Raw genomic sequence first — 22,072 nt, forward strand, 5'->3', positions numbered from 1 at the left:
GATTCAAGGGCTAAAAAGATCCCCGAGGGCATCCTCGGGGATTTTTTGCATCAGCTTTCGTGGAGCATCGCCACCGCCTCGTATGGTTGGAGCATGCCCGGCTTGTGTGAACCGCAGTTCGAGATCAATTCTTGGCCGCCTTTGATACTGCCGAACAGGGCGCATGGCTGCGGATCGCGGGTGAAGTTGCAGGCGACCGTCAGGCGCTGGGCATCCAATCTGCGCTCGTAGGCATAAATAGCGTCGTCGTCCTCAAGTAGGGGCAGGAACTTTCCGTACACGATAATCGGATATTGCTTGCGCAGGCGGATCAGCTTTTTATAATAATGAAGGACGCTCTCCGGGTCAGCCTCCTCATCCGCCGCGTTGATCGTCAAATAATTGGGGTTGACCGCGATCCAGGGGGTACTGGTGGTGAAGCCGGCGTTTGGGGTTCTGTTCCACTGCATGGGGGTGCGGGCGTTGTCGCGGCTCATCGCCCTGAGGTAGTGCAGGATTTCTTCTTCGGTGGCAAGCCCCTGTTCGGTCAGCTCGTGGAAGGCGTTGATGCTCTCGATGTCGCGGTAGTCCCCGATGCTATGGAAATATGCGTTGGTCATCCCAAGCTCCTCCCCCTGGTAGATGTAGGGGGTACCCTTCATCATGTGCAGGCAGGTGGCCAGCATTTTTGCAGAGCGCTCCCGCCACAGGGGGCTGTCGTCGCCAAAGCGGGAGACCGCGCGGGGCTGGTCGTGGTTGTCCCAGTAAAGGCTGTTCCAGGCCGTGCCCTCCAGCCCGGTCTGCCAGCGGTTGAGCACCGCGCGCAGCTCGCGCAGCGGGATTCTGCGGTCGGTCCATTTGCCCAGCTCGCCGCCGCCCAGACCCACGTGCTCAAAGTGGAACACCATGTTGAGCTCGCCGGCGTCCTCGCCCGCGTAGCGCCTCGCATCCTCCACTGTGGCGCCGCCCGTCTCACCCACGGTCATCAGGTCGTAGCGGGAGAGCACCCGCCGGTTCATCTCTTGCAAATACTCGTGCACATGCGGGCCGTTGCAGCAGCTCGGGCCGGTGTCCCCGTAGAGGCCGTCCACCGGGCCGTCAGGCAGCGCCGGATCTTTGGATATCATGCTGATCACATCCATCCGAAAGCCGTCGATCCCCTTGTCGCACCACCAGGTCATCATGTCGTAGACTTCGTTTCGCACCTTGGGATTGTCCCAGTTGAGGTCGGGCTGCTTTTTGGAGAACAGATGCAGATAGTACATGCCGCTCGCTTCGTCGTATTCCCAGGCCGGACCGCTGAAGAACGACCCCCAGTTGTTGGGCGGGCCGCCTTTTTTGCCCTCCCGCCAGATGTAATAGTCGCGGTAGGGGCTGTCGGCAGAACGCCTGCTTTCCACAAACCACGGGTGTTCGTCCGAGGTGTGGTTGACCACCAGGTCCATCACAATTTTGAGCCCGCGTTTGTGCGCCTCGGCGAGCAGCCGGTCGAAGTCCTCCATCGTTCCAAAATCAGCCATGATCGCCTTGTAGTCGGAGATGTCATAGCCGTTGTCGTCGTTGGGGGATTGATAGACCGGAGACAGCCAGAGCACGTCCACCCCCAGGTCGCGAAGATAATCGAGGTGTTCAGTGATGCCGTTCAGATCGCCTATGCCGTCTCCGTTGCTGTCCGCAAAGCTGCGGGGATAAATTTGATAGACGACGCTCTCCTTCCACCACGCCTTTTTTTCCATGAATACGCCTTCTTTCTGTTTGATCGCTTCGGGGACACGCCCCGCCGCTGTTTATTGTGCGCAGTGGGTGGCGGCAAAACACATCAGAGCGGTAAAAAAGCGCGGAAACTTGCAAAAAACTGCCGGATACGGTATGATAAATAAGTTTTAGGATACCAATATTGGGGGTTTTTCAAATCGAACAGATCAAAAACCAGTTGGATAAGATATTGCTCAAAACGCAGCGTCCGGCGCGCTACGTCGGCGGCGAACTCAACAGCGTGGTCAAGGAACGCTCTCAGGTAGATTTCCGCTTTGCGTTCTGTTTTCCCGATACCTATGAAGTGGGGATGTCCCACCTCGGTATGAAGATTCTCTATGCGGAGCTTAACGACATGGACGGCGTGTGGTGCGAGCGCGTGTTTGCGCCCGAGTCGGATATGGAGGCGCTGATGCGCCAAAATGGCATCCCGCTGTACGGTCTGGAGAGCATGGACCCGATCCGCGGCTTCGACATGATCGGCTTCACGCTGCAATATGAGCTCAGCTTCACCGCTGTGCTCAACATGCTTGACCTCGCGGGCCTGCCGGTGCGCAGCGCGGACCGCGAGTCCCTCGCCCCGCTGGTGGTGGCGGGCGGCCCCTGCGCCTGCAACCCCGAGCCGGTCGCCGATTTCATCGACCTGTTCATGCTGGGCGAAGGGGAGGAGGTGCTGCCCGAGCTGGTGCAGCTCTACCGCGCAGCGCGCGCCGAAGGGCTTTCCAAGCGGGAATTTCTGCTGCGAGCTTCACAGCTGGGCGGGGTGTACGTCCCGTCGCTTTATGATGTGGATTACAACCCCGACGGCACTGTTCACTCAGTGACGCCGCAGGATGGCGCGCCCGCTGTGGTGAAAAAGCGCGTCATCCAGGACTTGGACAAGGTTTATTTCCCCAAATCGTTCATTGTGCCGTTTGTCGAGCCGGTGCACGACCGCTCGATGATCGAGGTGCTGCGCGGCTGCATCCGCGGCTGCCGCTTCTGCCAGGCGGGCTTTATCTACCGGCCGTTCCGCGAGAAATCGCCCGAAACCCTCGACCGCGACGCGCGGAACCTCACCTGCACCACCGGCTACGACGAGATTTCGCTTTCCTCTCTCTCCACCAGCGACTATTCAAAGCTGGAAGATTTGCTGGACCGGCTGCTCTGCTGGACCGACGGGGAGAAGGTGAATTTGAGCCTGCCGTCCCTGCGGGTGGACAACTTCTCGGAGAAGCTGCTTGAGCAGGTGGCCAAGGTGCGCAAGAGCGGCCTCACCTTTGCGCCCGAGGCGGGCACCCAGCGGATGCGCGACGTCATCAACAAGAACGTCACCGAGGAGGAGGTCATCCGTACCTGTACCACAGCCTTCCAGGGCGGCTATACGGCAGTCAAGCTCTATTTTATGCTGGGCCTGCCCACCGAGACGGAAGAGGACCTCAAGGGCATCGTCGATCTGGCTCAGAAGGTGGTGGATCTGTACTACTCGCTGCCCAACAAGCCCAAGGGCCGCGGCGTAACCGTCACCATCAGCGTGGCGGGGTTTGTGCCCAAGCCGTTCACCCCCTTCCAGTTCGAGCCGCAGGCCACTGTGGAACAGCTGCATCAGAAGCAGAAGTATCTGCTCTCCTGTGTCAGCAGCCGCAAGATCAACGTCAATTACCACGACGCGGAGACCAGCGCGCTCGAAGGGGTGCTGGCACGCGGGGATCGTTGCCTGTGCAGCGTGATCGAGACCGCATGGAAGAACGGCTGCAACCTCGACGGCTGGGACAACCACTTCCGCTACGACACCTGGATGCAGGCGTTTGAGGTGTGCGGAATCGACCCGCTGTTCTATTCCAGCCGCGCGCGCTCCTACGACGAGGCGCTGCCCTGGGATCACCTCGACTACGGGGTGTCCAAGCGGTTCTTTATTGAAGAAAACAAGCGCGCCCACGCGGATGCCTGTACCCCGAACTGCCGCCAACAGTGCAGCGGGTGCGGCGCGAACCGACTCAATGCGGATGGGAGGTGCCACCTGTGAGCCAGCAGCAGATACCGTTTACCGACATCCGGGTGTTCTATACCCGGCACGGGTCGGCGCGTTACATCTCCCACCTCGATGTCAGCCGCTGCTTTCAGCGGGCGCTCGCCCGCTCGCACCTGCCCGTCTGGTATACGCAGGGGTTCAATCCCCACATCTATATCACCTTCGCCATGCCTTGCCCGTTGGGCTACGAGAGCCGCTGCGAGACGATGGACCTGCGGCTGATTTCGGAGGTCCCGATGGAGGAAGTCCGGGATCGCCTCAATGCGGCGCTCCCGCCCGACTTCCGCGTGACCCGCGCCGCTTTCCCGGTGCACGGCACCGACGATATCGCTTGCGCGGACTACCGGGTGGAGGTCTCTTCGCCGCAGAAGGGCGCGGCGGAGCTGGAGGCGCTGTTCCGCGGGATGCTCGCCCAGCCGGAGATTCCGGCGGAGAAGCGCACCAAGAAGGGGAGCAAAACGATCGATTTGAAGCCCTTGATCGAGCTGCGCTCGCTCGCATCGGACGGCAGCGGGCTGAGGATGGTGCTGCGCCTCGCGGCGGGCAACGCCAACAACATCAACCCTACGCTGGTGTTCGACACCTTTTCCCGGCTGTATGAAGTGGAACTCGACTGCCTGCGGGTGGAAAAACTCGCGGTTTACACCGATAATCCGATTCGAGACGAGGAATTTGAATAAATTGCTTGCTTTTTTTTGTAAAATATGATATTCTATTTAGGCATTTAGTGGCCGCACCGCGTCCGTTTGCGGGGTGGGGACTAATGCCCGGCCATGGGCCGAGACATTAGAGCGGACAGTCCTCTGTCACCGATGAGTGAGTATGAATGTCTGAAATTGAAGGAGGAAATTTTTCCATGGATGCGTTGAAACTCATTGCACAGGATTCCCTGAAAGCGGAAGTCCCTGTCGTAGAGATCGGTGATACCGTCAAGGTTCACGTCAAGATCAAAGAGGGCGATCGCGAAAGAATCCAGGTGTTCGAGGGCACAGTAATTGCCAAACGTCACGGCGGCGTGGCTGAGACCTTCACGGTCAGACGTGTGGCGCACGGCTGCGGGATCGAAAGAGTCTTCCCGCTGCACTCCCCCAACGTCGACAAGGTGGAGCTTGTCCGTCACGGTAAAGTCCGCAGAAGCAAGTTGTACTACCTGCGTGATAGAGTTGGTAAAGCTGCAAAAGTGAAAGAGCAACTTCGCTGATGAACGCGAAAGGGACGGATTTTTTCGTCCCTTTTTCTTTTATTACAAAACGGATGAAACCGCCTGCGCGCGGTTACAATCAAATAGATGAGCAAGAGAGCTGGTGAACGGGATGGAAGAGGAACAGCGGGAACAGGCGATGAACGCCGAACGGCGCATGGTGAAAAGCGCCTACGAATGGGTGGAATCGATCGCTTTCGCGGTGATCACCGTGGTGCTGATCTTCACCTTTTTGTTCCGCGTGGTCGGGGTGGACGGCGAATCGATGGAGCCCACCCTGACGAACGGGAGCTTTGTCATCATTTCGGACCTGTTTTATCAGCCCAAGCAGGGGGACGTGGTGGTGATCACCCCGACCGTCAGCCTGGACATCCCGATCATCAAGCGGGTGATCGCGACCGAGGGCCAGACGGTGGATATCGATTTTATCACCGGCGACGTGACGGTGGACGGCGAAGTGCTCGACGAGCCGTACATCGCACAACGCACCCACTTGAAATACGACATCGGTTTTCCACAGACGGTGCCGAAGGGGCACATCTTTGTGATGGGGGATAACCGCAACCATTCACTTGACAGCCGCGACAGCTCGATCGGCATGGTGGACAACCGTTACCTGCTGGGGAAGGCGCTGATGCGGGTGCTGCCTGTCAGCGAGATCGGGCTGATTCGTTGAGCGCCGTCTTTGTTTTGATTTTTAAGGAGGCTATCTGATATGACCGACGCGCCCTCCATCCAATGGTTTCCAGGGCATATGGCAAAAACCAGGCGGCTGATTCAGGCCAACCTGCCGCTGGTGGATATCATCATCGAACTGACCGATGCGCGCATCCCGGCGAGCAGCCGCAATCCGGAGATCGACCGGCTGACCGGCGGCAAGCCGCGCATCGTGCTGCTCAACAAGTGCGATGCGGCGGACGAAGCGCTCGTGCGCGCTTGGTGCGATTACTACCGCAGGCAAGGGGTGCCTGCGCTCCCGACCGATTGCCGCAGCGGCAAGGGGCTCGGGCAGTTCATTCCGCTGGTGCGCGAGGTGCTCGCAGACGAGCTGAAGCGCCGCGAGCAAAAGGGAATGGCGGGCAAGCCGATCCGCATGATGATCGTGGGCATCCCCAATGCGGGCAAGTCCTCGTTCATCAACCGCATGGCCAATTCCAAACGAGCCAAGGTGGAGGACCGTCCAGGCGTGACGCGCGGCAAACAGTGGGTGAGCCTCGAGCGGGGCGTCGATCTGCTGGACATGCCGGGCGTGCTCTGGCCCAAATTTGAGGATCAGGCGGTGGGCGAGCACCTGGCCTTCACCGGCGCGGTGAAGGACGATGTGGTGGATATCGAGCTGCTGGCGATGCGCCTGCTCGACCTGCTCAACCGCGAATACCACGGGCTGCTCTGCGCCCGCTACAACCTCACCGACGAGGAGACCGATGGGATCGAGCCCTATGACCTGCTGGAGCTGGTGGGCCGCAAGCGCGGGATGCTGCTGGCCAAAAACGAGGTCAACACCGAGCGGGCCGCCATCACGGTGCTGGATGAATTCCGCAGCGGCAAAATTGGGCGCATCACGCTGGAACGGCCGCCCGAGGAGGTGCTTGCATGAGCCTGTATGAATTTGAGCGGGAGCGCCGTGAACAGCAGGGACTGGAACTCATCTGCGGCGTGGATGAAGCTGGACGCGGCCCGCTGGCCGGACCGGTTTACGCGGCAGCGGTGATCCTGCCAGGAGACGCTGAGATCGAGGGGCTCAACGACAGCAAGAAGCTGACCGAAAAGAAGCGGGAGGCCCTGTTCGACGAGATCACAGCCAGGGCGGTCGCCTACCAAATCTGCGCGGTGGACGAAAAGACGATCGACGAGATCAACATTTTACAGGCGACCCTGCTGGCGATGCGCCGTTGCGTGCTGGGGCTCGCCGTGCGGCCGCAGGCCGTGTACATAGACGGCAACCAGATGCCCGACCTCGGCGGCCTGAAAGCCGAATGCGTGGTGGGCGGCGACGCGAGCTCCGCCTCAATCGCGGCCGCATCAATTCTGGCCAAGGTCAGCCGTGACCGCTATATGGCCAGGATGGCGGAGCAATATCCTCAGTATCAGTTCGAGCGGCACAAGGGCTACGGCACCAAGCTGCACTATCAGATGCTGGAACAGTACGGGATGTCCCCCATCCACCGGCGCAGCTTTTTAAAGAAATGGGAGGCGCGGCGATGAAAACTGCCGCGCAGACCACCGGCCGTATGGGGGAGGCGTATGCCGCCCGCTGTCTCGAACAGGCCGGCTATCGGATTCTCGCCCAAAATTATCACTCCCGTTTTGGCGAGATTGACATTATCGCGGAAAGCGGGCCGTATATTGTGTTTGTGGAGGTAAAGACCCGCGCCGTGGGGTGCTTTGGCACCCCCGCCGAGGCGGTTCATGCTGTGAAACAGCGCCGCCTGCTGCAAACCGCCGAATGCTATCTGTTGCAGCATCCGAGCGGCCGGCAGCCCCGTTTCGACGTGTTCGAGGTGTATACCGCCCCGGACGGCGGAGTCACAGGCCACAACCACCTGGAAAACGCTTTTGGGGAGTGATCGGATGAACCTGTTCGACCTGCACTGTGACACCATCACCGAGCTTTGCCGCGCCGGCGAAGACCTGGTCAACCGCACCTTTCAGCTTTCGATCGACCGGCCGGACTTCGACCGCTACGTCCAGACCTTCGCCATCTTCGTGCCCGACGGGTGCCGCGGGCAGGCGGCGGTCGAATACTTTGATCGCAACCTGGCCTATTTTTACGCGCAGATGGAGCGCTATGCTTCGCGCATCGCTCCGGTGCGCAGCGGGTGTGAGCTCGGCGGGGTGTTGGACGGGGGAAGGATCGCCGCGGTGCTCTCGGTGGAGGGCGGCGCGGTGCTGGCGGGAGACCTGCGCCGCATCGCCCTGCTCAAGCAGCAGGGGGTCTCCCTCCTGACGCTGACCTGGAACGGGGTCAACGAGCTGGGCAGCGGGCAGGACGAAAACCTGCCGCTCACCCCGTTTGGGCGGGAGGCGGTGGCGGAGCTCGAGCGCCAGTCGATCGTCACCGATGTTTCGCACCTCTCCGATCGGGGCTTCGACGACCTCGTGGGGATTGCCCGCGGGCCGTTTGTCGCCACCCACTCCAATTCCCGCGCGGTTTGTGATGTCCCGCGCAACCTCACCGATGACCAGTTCCGGGAGATTGTGCGGCGTGGGGGGCTGGTGGGCATCAACTTTTATCCCCTGTTTCTGCGCAAAACCGATCCGGACGGGGCGGGCTTCCGCGACATCCTCAACCACGTCGAACACTTTTTGGCCATCGGCGGCCGGGACGTGCTGGCCATCGGCTCGGATTTCGACGGCGCGTCCATGCCGCGGGGGGTAAATTCGGTTGAAAAAATTGCAAATCTCTATGACTTTATGTTACACTCTATTTCAGATCAAGGCATTGTGGATCAGATATTTTTTGAAAACGCCCATCGGTTTTATCGAGAGCGGATGACGCCCTGATTGGAAATGGAGGGAAGGATATGAAAAAGATCGCAGTGGTGTATCAATCCAACTACGGCAGTACCGAGCGCTACGCCCGATGGCTGGCGGAGGAGCTCGGCGCCGACTGCTACAATGCAGCCAAGGTCCGGCCGGATGTGGTGCAGGATGTCCCGATCATCGCTTATGGCGGCGGACTTTATGCAGGCGGGATCAACGGCGTTTCGTTTCTCACCCGGCGGCCGGACCGATTTCAGGGGAAGACGCTGGTGGTATTCACCGTGGGGCTGAATCCCGTCCGGGATGCGGCCGCCTCCACCGCGATTTTGGAGCAAAACTTTCCGCCTGCGATGCGGGATCAGGTGCGCTTATTCCATTTGAACGGCGCGCTCGATTGCGGAAAGCTAAACCTGCTGCACCGCATGATGATGAAGGGACTGCACGGGGTGCTCGCAAAGAAGAAAGTGGAAGAGCTCACTGAGAACGACCGGATGATCCTGAATGCCTATGAAAAACCGGTCGATTTCACCGACCGCAAGGCGCTGCGCCCGGTGGTGGACGCCCTAAAAGAACTGGAAAGGGCCGCTGAGGCCAGATGACGACAGAAAATGATAGCAACTGAAGCTGCCGTCGGGCAGCCGCAAGGAGGAAAATAAATGAACTATAACAGCACACGCGATAGCCATCGCACAGCGTCGGCGGCCGAAGCCATTGCCACCGGTATCTCCAGGGAGGGCGGCCTGTTTGTGCCGGAGCGATTTCCGCAGCTCACGCAGGAGCGTCTGCTTCAGCTCTCCAAATTGAGCTATATTGAACGCGCCAAGGATATTTTGGGCGAATATCTCACCGACTTCACTGAGGAGGAGTTGTACCGCTGCGTCTCCGGCGCCTACGCGGGCAAGTTCGACGACGAATCGGTGACCAACCTCGCGCGTTTGGGCGATAATGCCTATCTGTTGGAGCTGTGGCACGGGCCGACCTGCGCGTTTAAGGATATGGCGCTGCAGCTTTTGCCCCATTTGCTGACCACCTCTGCGAAAAAGGTAGTGGATGGCAAGGAGATCGTGATTCTGGTGGCCACCTCGGGCGACACCGGCAAGGCTGCGCTGGAGGGCTTTAAGGATATTCCGGGCACCCGTATGCTGGTGTTCTACCCCGAACAGGGAGTCAGCCCGATGCAGAAGCTCCAGATGACCACCCAGGAGGGCGGCAATGTCGCGGTCTGCGGCATCCGCGGCAACTTTGACGACGCACAGACGGCGGTCAAGCGGATTTTCACCGATCAGGCGCTGGCCGGGCGCTTGGAGCAGAGCGGCCGCATGTTTTCCTCGGCCAACTCGATCAACTGGGGCCGCCTCGCGCCGCAGATCGTCTATTATATCAGCGCCTACTGCGACCTGCTGGCGGACGAGGAGATCGCTTTGGGCGATCCCATCAACATTTGCGTACCCACCGGCAACTTCGGCAACATCCTCGCGGCCTATTACGCCAAGCGGATGGGCCTGCCGGTGGCAAAGCTGATCTGCGCCTCCAATGAAAACAACGTCCTCACCGAGTTCATCGAGACGGGCGTCTATAACCGTAACCGTCCGTTCCACACTACCATCTCCCCCTCGATGGATATCCTCATATCCTCCAACTTGGAGCGGCTGCTCTACGCGCTGGCGGACAACGACGACGCGCAGGTGCGCGCGCTGATGGATTCACTGAGCGCAGAGGGGAGCTACACCCTGCCCGCGCCGATGCTGGAGCGGCTGCGCGATGAGTTTGCGGCCGGCTGCTGCGACGACGGCGCGACCCGCGCGGCGATCCGCGCCACCTTCGACACCTACTCCTACCTGTGCGATCCCCATACCGCCGTTGCGGTTAAGGTATATCAGGATTACGCTGCGCGCACTGGCGACGCCACCAAGACGGTGATCGCCTCCACCGCCAACCCGTTCAAGTTTTCCCACAGCGTGTTGGAAGCATTGGGCGAGCCGGCCGAGGGGCTGGCCGAATTCGAGCTGGTGGAGCGCTTGGCGGCGTGCACCGGATGTGAAATCCCGGCGGGGCTGGCCTCCCTCAAAGGTAGGGTGCCGCGGTTTTCCGACGTGTGTGATCGCGAGGGCATCCTCGACTATGTGGTGGAGCAGCTGGGCCTATGAGTGTATTTGCCATCGGCGACCTGCATCTGTCGCTGGGTGGGGATAAGCCTATGGATGTTTTCCCCGGCTGGCAGGACTATGTCGCGCGCCTGGAACAGAACTGGCGCGCCCTCATTTCGCCCGAGGATACCGTGATTTTGGCGGGGGACACCTCCTGGGCGATGACCCTCAGCGCAACCCTTGCTGATTTCCAGCTTATCCACAGCTTGCCGGGGGAAAAGTATCTCATCAAAGGCAACCACGACTACTGGTGGAACTCCCGCGCCAAGATGGACGCATACCTCGAGGCCAACGGCCTGACTTCGCTGCACATTTTGCATAACAGTGCGGTGCAGGCCGAGGGGATGGCGCTGTGCGGCACCCGTGGCTGGCTGTTTGAAAAGGGCGAGGCTCACGACCAGAAGATTCTGGCCCGCGAGGCGGCGCGGCTTCAGATGTCGATCGACGCGGCGCGGGATATGCAGGGCGAGCGGGTGGTGTTTCTGCACTACCCACCCGTGTATGCGGACGAAACCTCGGAGGAGATTGTGGCGGTGCTCAAAAAAAATGGAATCCGCCGGTGCTACTATGGACATATCCATTCCACCGGTTGCGCCTACGCCCTCAATGGGGAGTATGAAGGGGTCGAATTTCGGCTGATTTCCAGCGACTTTTTGCGATTTTCCCCCATAAAAATACAGCAAATAGTGGAATTTTAAAAATGGATATGTTATAATAATAATGTTTCGCACTTAAACAGAAACCGGCTGGGACCGGGTCCGCAGAATGCTGAAGATGCGGATATCTGCGCGCGAATGATTGTAATTTTTGCCGATACAAGCGGCGGAATGGAGTTTGAAAATGAAACTGATCAAAGCGGAAAAGATTGAGACGAACAAATATCAGCTGGAAATCGCCATCGAGGCGGAGGAGTTTGAGGCCGCCGTTGAGAAGGCTTACCGCAAAGCGGTCAAGAATATCGTTATGCCCGGCTTCCGCAAGGGCAAAGCGCCCCGCAAGGTTGTCGAGAAGGCTTACGGCGAGGGTGTGTTTTATGAGGATGCGGTCAACGCCCTGTATCCCACCGCTTACAACGACGCGGTGAAGGAAGCGGGCATCAAGCCGGTGGACCGCGCCGAGGTGGAGATGTCCGATGTGGACAAAAACGGATTCACCTTCACGGCGACCGTCACTGTTCAGCCTGAGGTTGCGGTGAAGGATTACAAGGGCATCAACGCGGTGAAATATATGGCCGAGGTCACCGACAAAGAGGTGGATGCGGAGCTACAGCAGCTGCGCGAGCGCGCTGGCCGTATCGTGCCCGTGGAGGGCCGCGTCTCCCAGATGGGCGACACCGCTGTGATCGACTTTGAAGGCTTCTGCGATGGGGTCGCGTTTGAAGGCGGTAAGGCGGAGAACTTCCCGCTGCAGCTCGGTTCCGGCCAATTTATCCCCGGCTTTGAAGAGCAGGTCGCGGGCCGTGAGATCGGCCAGGAGTTCGACGTTGAGGTCACTTTCCCTGAGAACTACGGCGAGGAGAGCCTGGCTGGCAAGCCTGCTCTCTTCAAGTGCAAGCTCAACGAGCTCAAGACCAAGGAGCTGCCCGACCTCGACGACGAGCTGGCCAAGGATATGAGCGACTTCTCCACCCTCGATGAGCTCAAGGCGGACATCAAGACCAAACTGCAGGAGCGCAAGGACAAGGACGCGCAGGACGATGTGGAGAACCGCCTGATCGACGCGGTCATCGCCAACATGGAGGCCGAGGTGCCCGAGTGCATGTATGAGCACCGCATCGACCAGAGCGTGCGTGAGTTTGAATACCGTTTGCAGTCGCAGGGCCTTAACCTGAACGACTATCTCAAATATACCGGCTCCGATCTGGAGACCTTCCGCAAGACGTTCGCGGCACAGGCCGAGAAACAGGTGAAGATCCGTCTGGCGCTTGAGAAGATTGTGGAACTCGAGGGTATCCAGGCCACCGAGGAGGAGATCGAGGCCGAATATGCGAAGCTCGCAGAAAATTACGGCATGAAGGTCGAGCAGGTCAAGAAGGCCGTTTCCCCGGAAGAGGTCGGCGAGGATCTGGCGGTCAACAAGGCGATCGATCTGGTTCGCGACAGCGCCGTGATCACCGAGGGGCCCGCCCCTGTGCAGGAGTGACCGGCAGGACGCAGCAAGGTTTTCCCCACATGGCGGCGGATGGGCGCATAGAAGCGGCGCAGACGGTCAATCCTCTTGATTGAAACCGCCGCGCCGCCTTCTCCGTTGTGCCAGCACCGGATCGGGTTGGCGTGTTTCGGGAGGGAGAGCTCCCCATTTGCGGCAAAAGGCGCGCCGCTCTCCGCACGGAGGGTGCGTCCGGATTTTTGAACAAAACTGATATGACGTGCGGAGAAATGGGTGAGTGTTATGGCACTGGTGCCAACCGTAATTGAACAGACCAACCGGGGCGAGCGCGCATACGATATCTATTCCCGCCTGCTCAACGACCGCATCGTGATGCTCTGCGACGAGGTGAACGATACCACCGCCAGCCTGGTGGTGGCGCAGCTGCTCTTCCTGGAAGGGCAGGACCCCGACAAGGACATTTCGCTTTATATCAACAGCCCGGGCGGCTCTGTGACCGCCGGCATGGCGATCTACGACACAATGAACTACATCAAATGCGACGTGTCCACTATCTGCCTCGGCATGGCCGCCTCGATGGGCGCATTTCTCTTGACCGCAGGCGCGAAGGGCAAGCGGTTTGCACTGCCCAACAGCGAGATCATGATCCATCAGCCGTCGGGCGGTTCGCAGGGCCAGGTCACAGACATCAAAATCCAGGCGGAGCGCCTCATTAAGATCAAAAAGAAGTTGAACCAGATGTTGGCCGACGCCACGGGGCAGCCTCTCGAGGTCATCGAGCGCGACACCGAGCGCGACAACTTCATGTCCGCCGAAGAGGCGAAGCAGTACGGTTTGATCGACAAAGTGATCACCAAGGCTGAATAAAATCCCGGGCTGATCTGGTTTCACGGGTCAGCCCACGTTTTTTCCGAGATATAGATGGAGGACTTGAGCCAATGGCCAACAGATATGACGACAATAAACCGTTGCGTTGCTCGTTTTGCGGAAAGACGCAGGATCAGGTGACGCGCATGATCGCGGGTTCGGGCGTGTGCATCTGCAACGAATGTGTCGAGCTTTGCCAACACGTGCTGGATGACGAGGGGTATGTGGCGCAGAAAAAGCGCGCCCCGCGCGAGGAACCCGAACTGGTGATCCCCAAGCCGCGCGAGATCAAGGAGACGCTCGACGAATACGTGATTGGGCAGGAGAAGGCGAAGGTCGCGCTCTCGGTCGCGGTGTACAACCACTACAAGCGCATCTACTTTGGGTCGGGGGCGGATGTGGACCTGCAAAAAAGCAATGTGCTGATGATCGGTTCCACCGGCGTGGGTAAGACGCTGCTCGCGCAGACGCTCGCACGGATTTTGGATGTGCCGTTCGCCATTGCGGATGCGACCACACTGACCGAAGCGGGTTATGTGGGCGAGGATGTGGAGAACATCCTGCTCCGTCTGATCCAGGCGGCGGATTTCGATATTCAGAAGGCCGAGCGCGGTATCATCTACATCGACGAGATCGACAAGATTGCGCGCAAGTCCGAAAACCCCTCGATCACCCGCGATGTGAGCGGCGAGGGGGTACAGCAGGCGTTGCTTAAAATTTTGGAGGGCACCGTCTCCAATGTGCCGCCACAGGGCGGGCGCAAGCATCCGCAGCAGGAGTTTATCCAGATCAACACCTCCAACATTCTGTTCATCTGCGGCGGTGCGTTCGACGGCATCGAGAAGATCATCGAAAAGCGCCTCAACCGTTCGGCATCGATCGGGTTCGGCGCGCAGCTGATCGACAAAAAGACCAAGGAAAAGGATTATCTTCTTCAAAATATTGAGGCGCACGACCTCGTGAAATTCGGCCTGATCCCCGAGTTGGTCGGCCGCGTACCGGTGATCGCGCCGCTCGAGAACCTCGATGAGGAGGCGCTGGTGCGCATCCTGACCGAGCCCAAGAATTCGTTGCTCAAGCAGTATACCCGCCTGTTCGAGCTCGACGGCATCGCGCTCAACTTTGAACAGGAGGCGCTGTCGGCGGTCGCCAAGAAGGCGATCGCACAGAAGGCCGGTGCGCGCGGCTTGCGCGGTATCATGGAGGGCATCCTCTCAGATGCGATGTTCAACGCGCCGTCCGACCACACGATCGAGACCGTCACCGTGACTGCAGCCTGTGTGGAGGGCAAAGAACCTCCCCTGTACTCCTACAATCCTGCAAGAAAACCTTCAAAATTGCAGCTCTCAGCCAAGCGGGCGCAGCCCCGTTCCCGGTCCTCCTCTTCGGTTTCCTGATCGGGCGAGTGCGATCGGATAAGCGCTGCAAAGGGGCGCAGCCGGTGGAAATATTTGACCGCCGCGCCGCAGAATGTTGCAAGTATCGCGCCGGAGGGAATCCACCCTCCGGCTTGTTTTTTCTTTTTGAAAATGCAGGATGGAATAATCTTACTTGCAAAATTCACAATTATCCGCTATAATGACTTCACAACAAAAAATGAGTGACAAAACCGGCTGGTTTTGAACCATAGATGTGAAAGGCAGCTTCCAAAGGAGGAATCAAGATGGAAGAGAAACGCAAAGAGCAGGAAACCCCGGTCACCATGCCGATGCTGGCGCTGCGGGGGTTGGTGCTCTTCCCCAATATGGTGCTGCATTTTGAGGTGGGCCGCGAAAAATCGATGAGCGCGCTCAACCAAGCGATGAAAAATGACCAGAAAATTTTTCTGGTTGCACAGAAAGACGTAAAGGTGGAGGACCCAGGCGAAAAGGATCTCTTCCGGGTGGGTGTTGTGGCAAAGATCCGCCAGATTCTCAAGGCGCAGGGTTCCACTCTGCGGGTGCTGGTGGAGGGCGACTACCGCGCGAAGATGCTGCGTCTCAACGATGCCGGTAACTACCTTGAGGCCACGGTGGAAAGCTATCCGTTAAAGACGCCCCGTTACCCGCGCACGGCCCTCTGCGACGCGCTGATGCGCACCGTCAAGGATATGTTCGAGGAATATTGCTACCTCACCCCCAAGATGCCGCGCGAAATGATTGTGAACGCGCTTTCAAGCGAAGATCCGGTTTACCTGGGCGAATACATAACCGCAAACATCCCCCTCAATGTGGAGGAGAAGCAGCGTATCCTCGAGGAATCGGTGATTGTCAAGCGGTTGGAGACGCTCGCAGGAATTTTGGAGAATGAGAACAACATCCTGAGTTTGGAAAAGGATATCTACGATAAGGTAAAGGATCAGATCGACCAGAACCAGCGCGACTACTTCCTGCGCGAGCAGATGAGGGTGATCTCTGAGGAGTTGGGCGAGACCGACAACCCGATTGAGGAAGCGGACGAGTACATGGCTAAGATCGATAAGCTCGCCCTCCCCGAGGAGTCGGATCAAAAGCTGCGGCAGGAGGTGGAGCGCCTTTCCCGCGTGCCGGGCAACTCCCAGGAGGCGGCGGTGATCCGAACCTATCTGGACACCTGCATCGAGCTGCCGTGGAACACCGCGACCAAAGAGAAGGCGGATGTGGCGCGCGCCAAAAGAATTCTGGATGCGGACCACTATGGGCTCGCCAAGGTCAAGGAGCGCATTCTCGAGCTGGTGGCGGTGCGCAAGCTCGCGCCGGACATCAAGGGGCAGATCATCTGCCTGGTGGGCCCGCCGGGCGTCGGCAAAACTTCGGTGGCCAAGAGCATCGCGCGGGCGCTCGGCCGCAACTACACCCGCATCTCGCTGGGCGGCGTGCGGGATGAATCGGATATCCGCGGACACCGCAAGACCTACGTGGGCTCCATGCCCGGCCGTATCATCAATGCGCTCAAGCTGGCGGGCAGCAAAAATCCGCTGATCCTGTTGGATGAGATCGACAAGCTGGGCAACGATTTCCGGGGCGATCCGTCCTCGGCGCTTTTAGAGGTGCTCGATTCCGAGCAGAACAGCGCGTTCCGCGACCACTATATCGAAATCCCGTTCGATCTGAGCGATGTGCTGTTCGTCACGACGGCAAACAACCTCGACGCCATTCCCGACCCGCTGCGCGACCGCATGGAGGTGATTGAGCTCTCCAGCTACACCCGCGAAGAGAAATTCCAGATCGCGAAAAAATACCTGACCCCCAAGCAGGCCAAGCGCCACGGGCTGAGCGCCAGGACGTTCAAGCTCACCGACGACGCGATTTACGCACTCACCGATTTTTATACCCGCGAGGCGGGCGTGCGCACCCTCGAACGTACCGTCGCGTCCCTCTGCCGCAAGGCTGCCAAACAGATTGTGGCGGGCGAGCACAAGAAGGTCACGATCAGCGGCAAGAATATCACCGAATATCTGGGCCCCCACAAGTTTCGCCCCGAGATGGTGGAGCCGAAAAATGAGATCGGGCTGGTCAACGGCCTGGCCTGGACCTCGGTGGGCGGCGAGATGCTGCAAATCGAGGTGGCGATCCTCGACGGATCGGGAAAGGTGGAGCTCACCGGCCAACTCGGCGACGTGATGAAGGAGTCTGCGCACGCGGCCATCAGCTACATCCGGTCCCGTGCCGCCTCGCTGCATATCGAACCCGATTTCTACAAGACCAAGGATATTCACATCCACATCCCTGAGGGTGCAATCCCCAAGGACGGCCCCTCGGCGGGCGTAACCATGTGCACCGCTGTGGCGTCCGCTCTTTCAGGTGCGCCGGTGCGCTACGATGTGGCTATGACCGGCGAAATCACCCTGCGCGGCCGGGTGCTGCCGATCGGCGGATTGAAGGAAAAGACGATGGCCGCTTACCGCGCGGGCATCAAGACCGTGGTGATCCCCAAGGAGAACGAGCCGGACTTGGCCGAGATTGACCCCGTGGTGGCGAGCCATATCCAGTTTGTGCCGGCCGACCAGATCGACACGGTGCTCAAAACCGCGCTGATCTCCGCCTATGAATCCCGCTGTGTGCCGCCGGAGCTGGCCGCAGCGCCTCGGGTGAAAGCGGGAGAGATTTCCGCGCCGCAGGAAGCGATTACGCAGTAAGGAGAGAGCTATGAATTGGAATCAGGTGGAGTTTGAGGCGTCCTATGGGCTGTTTTCACAGATCCCCCCTTGTGAGACGATTGAAATCGCGTTTTCCGGCCGTTCCAATGTCGGAAAGTCCTCGCTGATCAACAAAATTTTCAACCGGAAGTCGCTGGCTCGGGTGAGCTCGATGCCGGGCAAGACCACCACCATCAACTTTTTCCGGTTGGAGAAAGTGCGGTTTGCCGACCTGCCCGGCTACGGCTACGCTAAGGTATCGCGCTCGGAAAAGGATCGCTGGGCCGGGCTGATCAGCAACTATCTGCACAGCGACCGCGAAATCGTGCTGGTGTTCCAATTGGTCGATATGCGCCATCCACCCACCAAGGACGACCTGCAAATGATCGATTACCTGATCGATTCGGAGACTCCGTTTGTGATCGCGCTGACCAAAGCGGATAAGTTGAGCAAGAAACAGCGGGAGGAGCGCCTCGCCGCGCTGCAGCAGGAGATCCCCTGCGCTGAACAGATCACGATGGTGGTAACATCGGCCGAAACGGGCGAGGGGATGGATGAGCTGCGCTCGATCATCGAGGAGCTCGCCGCCGAGGAGCTGGAAGGACCGGCTGAAGAATAAGACAAAATTTATGAGGAGCGTGAGCACCATGTTTGTATCCGATTGCTTAAACGTCAACGAGCTAGGCCACCTCACCATCGGCGGGTTGGATACCGTCGCACTGGCGGAGCGGTACGGAACCCCATTGTATGTGATGGATGAGGACCAGATCCGCCGCAACTGCCGCAAGTACAAGAGTTCCATCGACCGTTTTTACGGCGGCAAAGGGATTGCGGCCTATGCGAGCAAGGCGATGTGCTGCAAGGCGATGTGTAAAATCGCAATGGAAGAGGGCATGGGGCTGGATGTGGTCTCCGGTGGGGAGCTCTACACCGCAATGAGCGTGAATTTTCCCGCAGAGCGCATCTATTTTCACGGCAACAACAAGACGGTGGAGGAGATTGCCCAGGCGCTGCAGTACGGCGTGGGCCGCATCGTGGTGGATAACCTGACCGAGCTGGAGCTGCTCAACAGCCTGGCGGCATCGCGCGGCAAAAATGCCGATATCATGTTCCGCATCAAGCCTGGCATCGACGCCCACACCCATCAGTTTATCCGTACCGGCCAGATTGACAGCAAGTTCGGCCTTGCGTTGGAGACGGGCGAGGCGATGGATGCGGTAAAAAAGGCGCTGGCCCTCCCGCATATCAACCTCAAGGGGCTGCACTGCCACATCGGCTCGCAGATATTTGATATCAGCCCGTTCGAGCTGGCAGCGCAGGTGATGCTGCGCTTTATCGCCGATATCAAGCGGGAGACCGGCGTGGAGCTGCACGAGCTCAACTTGGGCGGCGGCTTCGGCATCAAGTATGTGCCGGACCACCAGCCGGTGGAGTATGACCGCTATATGGAGAGCGTCTCCAAGGTGGTGCACGCCGCCTGCGCCGAGTTGGGGCTGGAAATCCCCTACATTATCATCGAACCGGGGCGCTCGGTGGTGGGCGATGCGGGCGTCACCCTCTACACCATCGGCGCAGTCAAGGAGATCCCGAACGTGCGCACTTATGTTTCGGTGGACGGCGGCATGGCGGACAATCCGCGCTATATCCTGTATCAGTCGGAATACCATGCGATGGTTGCCAATAAGACCGGTCTCCAGCGGGATATGAAGGTGACGCTCGCAGGCAAATGCTGCGAGAGCGGCGACCTCATCGGCGAAGGGATGCTGATTCAACAGGCCAAGCCGGGGGACATCCTCGCGGTATTGGCCACCGGCGCGTACAACTACTCGATGGCCTCCAACTATAACCGGCTGCCCAAGCCCGCCGTGGTGATGGTAAAGGACGGGGATTCCCGCGTGGTGATCCGCCGCGAAAGCTATGATGAACTGCTGCAAAACGACCTCCTTTGAAATCATGGATGAAAACTGACAGCCGCCCCATTCGGGCGGCTGTTTTGCCCTCTCGTCCACAGTGTGCGGACAGATTAGAAAAATTCACATTTCAGATGTTTACTTTCACAATTTAGTATGTTAAACTAAACTTAAATATCAATTGGTTCGCTGCAAATGTGCGGGCGAATTTCTTCCCCCGTGCTTACCATACGATTTGGAGGGCATCTCAATGAATTCAAAGCTGAAGGATATCAATGTAGAAATTCTATTCAAAGCTGTGCTTTCGCTGGAGACAATGGAAGAATGTTACGACTTTTTTGACGATCTGTGCACGGTGCCGGAGCTCAAGGCCCTGTCCCAACGGCTTCAAGTGGCGAAAATGCTGGATGAGCACAAGGTGTACAGCGACATCGTCAACGCGACCGGCGCGTCTACTGCGACGATCAGCCGTGTGAACCGCTCGCTCAACTACGGATGTGATGGCTACCGGATCGTATTTGACCGGATGGATGCCGCGAAGCAGGAAGATTGACAATGTCATACACCTGTTTTGCCAACCACTACGACCGCCTCACGGGGAATGTATCCTATCCGGAACGGGCGCGGTATTTCGACCGGTTGATTCGGCAATATACAGATCGCGCTGAATTGATCCTGGATTTGGCGTGCGGAACAGGCAGCTTGACGGTGGAATTGCTATCCCTCGGTTACGATGTGATCGGCGTGGACGGTTCGGCTGAAATGCTGTCTGTTGCTGCGTCCAAGGCGCCGGGCGCGCTGTTTTTGTGCCAGGATATGGCCGAACTTAACCTTTATGGGACGATCGACGCCACCATCTGCGCCCTGGACAGTCTCAACCACATCATCGATGCGGATAAGCTCAGCCGTGTGATCCGGCGGGTGACGCTGTTCACCGCGCCGGATGGGCTGTTCCTGTTTGACGTGAACACGGTCTATAAGCATCGCGAGGTGCTCGGGTGCAACACCTTTTTTTACGAAAACGACGACTGCTGCTGTGTCTGGCAGAATGAGTACCAGGAGCAGGATCATCTGGTGCAGATCGATCTCGACTTCTTTGTCAAAGAGGAGGGGGAGCGCTACCGCAGGGAAAGCGAAAGTTTCTGCGAACGCGCTTACGAGCGGGAGGAACTGGAACAGATGCTGCATAGCGCTGGGCTGGAGATCCTGGCGGTATATGGGGACGATACGTTACAGCCCCCTCAGGAGGATACCCAGCGCCTGATCTATGTGACGCGCAAGCTGCCGCCCGAACGGGGCGGGATTGCTGCAAACAACACCAAAAAGATTCGGATTCGGAGGAAATAGAATGAGCAAACTGGTACGTTCCATCTCAGAAAACGGGGGAATTGTCTGCACCGCGATCGATTCAACGGACATCGCCGCGCGAGCGGAACAGATTCATTGCACTTCCGCAGTGGTGACCGCCGCGATTGGCCGCCTGGCAACCGCGGCGTCCTTGATGGGTTCCCAATTGAAGGGGGAGGAGGATTCGGTAACGCTGCGCCTGGCGGGCGGCGGTCCGGCTGGATCGATCATCGCAGTGTCCGATTCTAAGGGGAATCCGCGCGTTTATGTGCAGAACCCGATCGTCGAGTTGCCGCTCAATCAGTACGGCAAGCTGGATGTGAAGGGGGCTGTGGGTACCCAGGGGTATCTTCAGGTCATCAAGGATATTGGCCTCAAGGAGCCTTATGCGGGGCAGATCCCTATCGTCTCGGGCGAGATCGCAGAGGACATCACCAGCTATTTTGCAGTGAGTGAGCAGATCCCCACTGTGTGTGGCCTGGGGGTGCTGGTCAATCCGGACTTGACCGTCAAGGCGGCTGGCGGTTATTTGGTGCAGCTTATGCCCGGTGCTACCGACGAAGAGATCGACCGCTTGGAACAGAACGTGCGGGAGATGCCGGCTATTTCCAAGTTGATCGCAGAAGGCGCTACCCCGGAGCAGGTGTGCGAACGCGCTTTGGCTGGGTTCGCCCCTCAAATTTTAGATGAAGCCTATGTGGAATACCGCTGCAATTGCAGCCGGGAGCGCATCGAGCGCGCTTTGATTTCCCTGGGGAAAAAAGAGCTCAACGAGATGGCGCAGGAACAGGAAAAGACCGAAGTAGCCTGCCATTTTTGTAATAAAAAGTATCATTTTTCCAGTGAGGATTTAAAAACGCTCGCTGAAACCTGTTGATAGAAGCGCTGGCCCGGCATTTTTCGCCGGGCCTCCCATTTTTTTATGTGGCTTTTTTTGTCAGAATATTCAGAAAAGGATTGACATATCCTATCAATTGTTATATAATAAATATCGTCGCTTGAGGCGATAGCAGTGGGGGAGCATAGCTCAGCTGGGAGAGCATCTGCTTTACAAGCAGAGGGTCACAGGTTCGAGCCCTGTTGTTCCCACCAAAAGAAATGGCCTGGTAGTTCAGTTGGTTAGAACGCTAGCCTGTCACGCTAGAGGTCGTGGGTTCGAGCCCCATC

At 58.6% G+C, this 22,072-nt stretch carries 21 protein-coding genes and 2 tRNA genes; 22 read left to right on the forward strand and 1 reads right to left on the reverse strand.

Annotated features, from left to right (window positions below):
* Nucleotides 1–50 precede the first annotated feature (50 nt).
* The gene (locus tag H8711_RS07540; protein ID WP_249282863.1) at nucleotides 51–1,715 is read right to left on the reverse strand and encodes a glycoside hydrolase family 13 protein; all 1,665 of its coding nucleotides are present in this window, start codon (nucleotides 1,713–1,715) and stop codon (nucleotides 51–53) included.
* 161 nt (nucleotides 1,716–1,876) lie between these two features.
* Between H8711_RS07540 and H8711_RS07545 the strand changes: the two genes are divergently transcribed.
* The 22 genes from H8711_RS07545 to H8711_RS07650 all read left to right on the forward strand — a co-directional run bounded on the left by H8711_RS07545 (nucleotide 1,877) and on the right by H8711_RS07650 (nucleotide 22,072).
* The gene (locus H8711_RS07545) at nucleotides 1,877–3,739 is read left to right on the forward strand and encodes a TIGR03960 family B12-binding radical SAM protein (protein ID WP_249282864.1); all 1,863 of its coding nucleotides are present in this window, start codon (nucleotides 1,877–1,879) and stop codon (nucleotides 3,737–3,739) included.
* Complete coding sequence (locus tag H8711_RS07550; RefSeq protein ID WP_249282865.1) at nucleotides 3,736–4,425, forward strand: TIGR03936 family radical SAM-associated protein; 690 nt, start codon at nucleotides 3,736–3,738, stop codon at nucleotides 4,423–4,425. The genes H8711_RS07545 and H8711_RS07550 overlap by 4 nt, the downstream gene beginning before the upstream one ends.
* A gap of 176 nt (nucleotides 4,426–4,601) precedes the next feature.
* Nucleotides 4,602–4,946, forward strand: a complete 345-nt coding sequence (gene rplS / locus H8711_RS07555; RefSeq protein WP_249282882.1) for a 50S ribosomal protein L19 — start codon at nucleotides 4,602–4,604, stop codon at nucleotides 4,944–4,946.
* A gap of 112 nt (nucleotides 4,947–5,058) precedes the next feature.
* Nucleotides 5,059–5,622 carry a signal peptidase I gene (gene lepB / locus H8711_RS07560; RefSeq protein WP_249282883.1) on the forward strand — a complete coding sequence of 188 codons (564 nt, stop codon included), beginning with the start codon at nucleotides 5,059–5,061 and terminating at the stop codon, nucleotides 5,620–5,622.
* A 39-nt stretch (nucleotides 5,623–5,661) separates the two neighbouring features.
* A complete protein-coding gene (gene ylqF / locus H8711_RS07565) occupies nucleotides 5,662–6,543 on the forward strand; it encodes a ribosome biogenesis GTPase YlqF (RefSeq protein WP_249282866.1) in 882 nt (293 codons plus the stop codon).
* A complete protein-coding gene (rnhB, locus tag H8711_RS07570) occupies nucleotides 6,540–7,151 on the forward strand; it encodes a ribonuclease HII (RefSeq protein ID WP_249282867.1) in 612 nt (203 codons plus the stop codon). The genes ylqF and rnhB overlap by 4 nt, the downstream gene beginning before the upstream one ends.
* Nucleotides 7,148–7,513 carry a YraN family protein gene (locus H8711_RS07575; RefSeq protein WP_249282868.1) on the forward strand — a complete coding sequence of 122 codons (366 nt, stop codon included), beginning with the start codon at nucleotides 7,148–7,150 and terminating at the stop codon, nucleotides 7,511–7,513. The genes rnhB and H8711_RS07575 overlap by 4 nt, the downstream gene beginning before the upstream one ends.
* A gap of 4 nt (nucleotides 7,514–7,517) precedes the next feature.
* A complete protein-coding gene (locus H8711_RS07580) occupies nucleotides 7,518–8,450 on the forward strand; it encodes a dipeptidase (RefSeq protein ID WP_249282869.1) in 933 nt (310 codons plus the stop codon).
* Nucleotides 8,451–8,470: 20 nt separating this feature from the next.
* The gene (locus tag H8711_RS07585; protein WP_249282870.1) at nucleotides 8,471–9,028 is read left to right on the forward strand and encodes a flavodoxin domain-containing protein; all 558 of its coding nucleotides are present in this window, start codon (nucleotides 8,471–8,473) and stop codon (nucleotides 9,026–9,028) included.
* A 57-nt stretch (nucleotides 9,029–9,085) separates the two neighbouring features.
* On the forward strand, nucleotides 9,086–10,576 hold the full coding sequence (gene thrC / locus H8711_RS07590; protein WP_249282871.1) for a threonine synthase: 1,491 nt from the start codon (nucleotides 9,086–9,088) through the stop codon (nucleotides 10,574–10,576).
* The gene (locus H8711_RS07595; protein ID WP_249282872.1) at nucleotides 10,573–11,274 is read left to right on the forward strand and encodes a metallophosphoesterase; all 702 of its coding nucleotides are present in this window, start codon (nucleotides 10,573–10,575) and stop codon (nucleotides 11,272–11,274) included. Before thrC ends, H8711_RS07595 begins: the two co-directional genes overlap by 4 nt.
* Before the next feature lie 142 nt (nucleotides 11,275–11,416).
* Nucleotides 11,417–12,718: a trigger factor gene (tig, locus tag H8711_RS07600; RefSeq protein ID WP_249282873.1), complete on the forward strand. Its 1,302-nt coding sequence runs from the start codon at nucleotides 11,417–11,419 to the stop codon at nucleotides 12,716–12,718.
* A 249-nt stretch (nucleotides 12,719–12,967) separates the two neighbouring features.
* Nucleotides 12,968–13,552 carry an ATP-dependent Clp endopeptidase proteolytic subunit ClpP gene (gene clpP / locus H8711_RS07605; RefSeq protein ID WP_249282874.1) on the forward strand — a complete coding sequence of 195 codons (585 nt, stop codon included), beginning with the start codon at nucleotides 12,968–12,970 and terminating at the stop codon, nucleotides 13,550–13,552.
* A 71-nt stretch (nucleotides 13,553–13,623) separates the two neighbouring features.
* Nucleotides 13,624–14,949 carry an ATP-dependent Clp protease ATP-binding subunit ClpX gene (gene clpX, locus H8711_RS07610; RefSeq protein WP_249282875.1) on the forward strand — a complete coding sequence of 442 codons (1,326 nt, stop codon included), beginning with the start codon at nucleotides 13,624–13,626 and terminating at the stop codon, nucleotides 14,947–14,949.
* Nucleotides 14,950–15,215: 266 nt separating this feature from the next.
* Nucleotides 15,216–17,648 (forward strand): endopeptidase La, encoded by a 2,433-nt coding sequence (gene lon / locus H8711_RS07615; protein WP_249282876.1) that lies wholly within the window; start codon nucleotides 15,216–15,218, stop codon nucleotides 17,646–17,648.
* 10 nt (nucleotides 17,649–17,658) lie between these two features.
* Nucleotides 17,659–18,267: a ribosome biogenesis GTP-binding protein YihA/YsxC gene (yihA, locus tag H8711_RS07620; RefSeq protein ID WP_249282877.1), complete on the forward strand. Its 609-nt coding sequence runs from the start codon at nucleotides 17,659–17,661 to the stop codon at nucleotides 18,265–18,267.
* A 28-nt stretch (nucleotides 18,268–18,295) separates the two neighbouring features.
* Nucleotides 18,296–19,597, forward strand: a complete 1,302-nt coding sequence (gene lysA, locus H8711_RS07625; RefSeq protein WP_249282878.1) for a diaminopimelate decarboxylase — start codon at nucleotides 18,296–18,298, stop codon at nucleotides 19,595–19,597.
* Nucleotides 19,598–19,808: 211 nt separating this feature from the next.
* A complete protein-coding gene (locus tag H8711_RS07630) occupies nucleotides 19,809–20,111 on the forward strand; it encodes a YerC/YecD family TrpR-related protein (RefSeq protein WP_249282879.1) in 303 nt (100 codons plus the stop codon).
* Between the two features lie 2 nt (nucleotides 20,112–20,113).
* Nucleotides 20,114–20,905, forward strand: a complete 792-nt coding sequence (locus H8711_RS07635) for a class I SAM-dependent DNA methyltransferase (protein WP_249282880.1) — start codon at nucleotides 20,114–20,116, stop codon at nucleotides 20,903–20,905.
* A 1-nt stretch (nucleotide 20,906) separates the two neighbouring features.
* Nucleotides 20,907–21,782: an Hsp33 family molecular chaperone HslO gene (hslO, locus tag H8711_RS07640; protein WP_249282881.1), complete on the forward strand. Its 876-nt coding sequence runs from the start codon at nucleotides 20,907–20,909 to the stop codon at nucleotides 21,780–21,782.
* A gap of 139 nt (nucleotides 21,783–21,921) precedes the next feature.
* Nucleotides 21,922–21,997, forward strand: a tRNA-Val gene (locus H8711_RS07645).
* Nucleotides 21,998–22,013: 16 nt separating this feature from the next.
* Nucleotides 22,014–22,072 (forward strand) — tRNA-Asp (locus tag H8711_RS07650).

It is taken from the genome of Ligaoa zhengdingensis (genome assembly GCF_014384885.1).
Taxonomy (GTDB): domain Bacteria; phylum Bacillota; class Clostridia; order Oscillospirales; family Ruminococcaceae; genus Ligaoa; species Ligaoa zhengdingensis.